The organism is Gammaproteobacteria bacterium, from assembly GCA_016765075.1.
GTDB lineage: Bacteria > Pseudomonadota > Gammaproteobacteria.
Window position 1 is genome coordinate 1 of sequence record JAESQP010000036.1, and the last position, 3,503, is coordinate 3,503.

The following is a 3,503-nucleotide window of genomic DNA, read 5'->3' on the forward strand; positions in this document are numbered from 1 at the left end:
ATCATGTCGTTAGAAATGATATCCAGTTTTTTCTGGGTTTCACCTTGAACATTTTCAGTTTCCAACGCACCCAAAGCGCCAATTAAAGCCCCCTTATTTACCGCTGAGGATATACGCTTGCACGCTGTTTCAATATCCGCCAATAAACCACTAAAGTCACCCGAGCCATGGGTACGACGTTGTTCCTCAATAATAAATTGGGTCAGAGTTTCGCCCTTATGCATAATAAAAATCCTCTATCGTGATAAAAAACTGGGTAAACAAACAGGCGCGCAACGTTATAATACCAGGCTGCAACCACGCAAAATGGCATCCATTATACGGTGTAAGCCACCAAAATAAAGCTGCACTACCCATCACGGACAGGTTTCCTACTAAAGTGGCGCCATGCTTGATTTGTAGCAAGGCAGAATGACGAGCAATAGTCATTCTATTGCGAGAAATGATAACGCCGCTACAGATCAAGCAGGGTGTGCAATTTAGTGGGAAACCTATCCGTGATGGGTATATACTCGCCGCGCATGGCTTATACCCACAACATCGACCCGATAGCAATTAACCTCGGCTCCCTACCTATCCACTGGTACGGCATCATGTACCTTCTTGGCTTTGCCGGCGCCTGGTGGTTAGGCGTTCACCGTTGCAAGCAGCCACACGTCAATTGGACCGCTGAACAAGTGGGTGATGTCATCTTCTATGGTGCCATGGGCGTCATCGTTGGCGGACGACTCGGCTATATGCTGTTTTATGATTTTGCCAGTATCGTTGCCGACCCAAGCCGTATCATTCGCATATGGGAGGGCGGTATGTCCTTTCACGGCGGACTTATCGGCGTCATCGTTGCCATGTGGCTATTTGGCCGCAAGACAAAGAAATGCTTCTTGCAGGTTACCGACTTTGTCGCCGTACTGACACCCATCGGGCTATTTACCGGACGCATCGGCAATTTTATCAACGGTGAGTTATGGGGCAAAGCCAGCGATGCGCCCTGGGCCATGATTTTTGAAACAGGCAGATCAGCCACCAACATCCCGCGCCACCCCTCAATGCTTTACGAAGCAGCATTAGAAGGCTTGGTGTTATTTACCATTCTTTTTCTTGTGTCGCGACGGCCACAGTCAATGGGATTAATATCGGGGCTTTTCCTGCTGTTTTATGGGGTCTTCAGGTTCGCCGTCGAGTTCGTGCGTATTCCGGATGAGCACCTTGGCTACCGTGCGTTTGACTGGTTGACTCAGGGTCAGATACTGTCAATACCGATGATTCTATTAGGCTTTGGTCTAATTATTTATGCCCAAAAGCAAAAAACGGCGGCAACAACATGAAAGCGGGGCCAGCCCTACTGCTGCTATTACTAGCTATACCCGGCCTGGCACTTGCCAGAGAGTGCGATTACGATAACGCTTTTGCTGTCGCTTTGAATAGCATCGCGAGCAAGGTACCAGACATGGAAAAACATGCCCCCTATCAAGTGATAGAACACGATAATCATTGGGCGGTTACTGGCTATAACGAACCCAGCGGCCGCAGCAAATATTACGCCAACGGCGATCATCAACAAGGCAAGCTGTTCCGTCAGCGACTTCCATTTCACAAAATGACACAAAACCTGAGTACCTGACCAAATCCGGGACAATTCCCCATGCAGCAATATCTCGATTTAATGCGCCATGTGCGAGATCATGGCACACGCAAAGAAGACCGCACTGGCACCGGTACCCTGAGTCTGTTTGGCTACCAATGCCGCTACAATTTAAATGACGGTTTCCCAGCAGTTACCACCAAAAAGCTGCATTTTAAGTCCATTATCCACGAACTTCTTTGGTTCTTAAAGGGTGATACCAATATCGCCTATCTGAAACAAAATGGTGTGTCGATTTGGGATCAATGGGCCGATGAGCAGGGCGAACTTGGCCCTGTTTATGGCCATCAATGGCGCTCGTGGCCAACGCCCGATGGTGGCCATATCGATCAAATCAGCAATCTGATCGACGGCATCAAAAACAACCCTGACTCGCGCCGTCTTATCGTCAGCGCCTGGAATGTCGCCGAAGTAGCCAATATGGCTTTACCACCGTGCCATTCACTATTTCAGTTTTATGTGTTGGACGGGCGTTTGTCGTGCCAGCTATACCAGCGTAGTGCTGACATCTTTCTCGGTGTGCCGTTTAATATCGCCTCGTACGCCTTACTAACCTTAATGATCGCGCAAGTCTGCGACTTAGAACCCGGGGATTTTATTCACACTTTCGGCGATGCACATTTGTATTCAAATCACCTAGACCAGGTTGATTTACAACTGTCACGTGAGCCATTACCCTTAGCAACGATGAAAATTAATCCCAATGTTCGTTCGCTCTTTGATTTTAAATACGACGACTTCACCCTAGAGAATTACCAATCACACCCAGGCATCAAAGCACCTATTGCGGTTTAACAGGCTGTTATAAGCCTTAGGAGAGTGCAATGAACTCTTTGGTAAAGCATTCCTATGCTATTGCTAATCGTTTTGACGAAAGTCTAAATGGAATAAAATTTAAGAATAAAGACCGGAATATAGTAGCTTCTTCATTTTTTCTATAAGTTTAGAGCATCATCGCTCTGTTATTGTTTTAATTGAAAATCGACTTTATGGATCGGCTAGCACTTTACTGAGAAGCATTTTTGAATCCCATGTAAAAGGAATGTGGTTTTACCATTGTTCATCTCAAAAAGATATCGAGAAATTACGTAAAGACAAATTTGATCTAAAATTTTCTCTACTAATTGAAGGTATTGAGAAAGAATGCGGAAAAGGTGTTTCAAAACCAAAGAAAGAAAATTGGAGCAACTTAAACAGCCTAACTCATGCTGGAGCTGCCCAGATAAGCCGAAGAGTTGAAGATACATGTATAAAAAGTAGCTACAGTGATGATTTCGTAAAGGATACACTTAATTTTGCCAATAATTATGCCTTATTATGTGCTGGTGAACTTGCTAAAATAAGTAACAATGTAGCAGCACAAGAATGTGTTTTGGAAATAGCAAAAAAGCTGGAGTTACGGTGATGGCGGCTTATAACAAAACGTTCAAGAGGGATTTCGAGAATACGCACTTTTTTGCAAAGAACGCAAAAAAACCGCCTGTTCTCGAAACCCCTTAACTCTGCGTTAATTAACAGCGTTATTTTTACTGCTCAGACCAAATCGCAAACTCATTGCCGTTTGGGTCAGCAAAATGAAACCGTCGGCCACCCGGGAATGAAAAGATCGGCTTAATAATTTTACGCCCTGAAGGAATGCGCCAGCATTATTGAGGAAGTACTCTTGGGGTGCCGCCTGCATTCTCGACTCGACCAACGGCATGGTCTAACTCTTCGCTGTAGAAGACAAGTAGTGCGCTACCAGTTTTTGTCGATGCCACATTATTTGATTTATAAAATCCACCATCGAGCCGACCATCATTAAAACTGCAATAATCATCCCCTCAATCCACAAACTTCCAGCCAAACAGTTCTGAAAAAA

Annotated in this window: 5 protein-coding genes; 4 read left to right on the plus strand and 1 reads right to left on the minus strand. The window is 45.2% G+C overall.

The features are described from left to right. The coding region (locus JKY90_02060; protein MBL4851054.1) for a class 1 fructose-bisphosphatase at nucleotides 1-224 on the minus strand (224 nt) is incomplete at its 3' end. 297 nt (nucleotides 225-521) lie between these two features. Here JKY90_02060 and JKY90_02065 point away from each other — a divergent pair. The 4 genes from JKY90_02065 (at nucleotide 522) to JKY90_02080 (ending at nucleotide 3,047) form a co-directional block, all read left to right on the plus strand. Next, nucleotides 522-1,325, plus strand: a complete 804-nt coding sequence (locus tag JKY90_02065) for a prolipoprotein diacylglyceryl transferase (GenBank protein MBL4851055.1) — start codon at nucleotides 522-524, stop codon at nucleotides 1,323-1,325. Beyond that, nucleotides 1,322-1,621 (plus strand): hypothetical protein, encoded by a 300-nt coding sequence (locus JKY90_02070; GenBank protein ID MBL4851056.1) that lies wholly within the window; start codon nucleotides 1,322-1,324, stop codon nucleotides 1,619-1,621. Before JKY90_02065 ends, JKY90_02070 begins: the two co-directional genes overlap by 4 nt. Nucleotides 1,622-1,642: 21 nt before the next feature. Continuing rightward, a complete protein-coding gene (locus tag JKY90_02075; protein MBL4851057.1) occupies nucleotides 1,643-2,437 on the plus strand; it encodes a thymidylate synthase in 795 nt (264 codons plus the stop codon). A 247-nt stretch (nucleotides 2,438-2,684) separates the two neighbouring features. Further along, nucleotides 2,685-3,047: a hypothetical protein gene (locus JKY90_02080; GenBank protein ID MBL4851058.1), complete on the plus strand. Its 363-nt coding sequence runs from the start codon at nucleotides 2,685-2,687 to the stop codon at nucleotides 3,045-3,047. Nucleotides 3,048-3,503 lie beyond the last annotated feature (456 nt).

What these genes read in the sequence shown, in the direction of transcription:
- JKY90_02065 (MBL4851055.1), top strand. Translation starts at nt 522, where the DNA reads ATGGCTTATACCCACAACATCGACCCGATAGCAATTAACCTCGGCTCC.
- JKY90_02070 (MBL4851056.1), top strand. Translation starts at nt 1,322, where the DNA reads ATGAAAGCGGGGCCAGCCCTACTGCTGCTATTACTAGCTATACCCGGC.
- JKY90_02075 (MBL4851057.1), top strand. Translation starts at nt 1,643, where the DNA reads ATGCAGCAATATCTCGATTTAATGCGCCATGTGCGAGATCATGGCACA.
- JKY90_02080 (MBL4851058.1), top strand. Translation starts at nt 2,685, where the DNA reads ATGTGGTTTTACCATTGTTCATCTCAAAAAGATATCGAGAAATTACGT.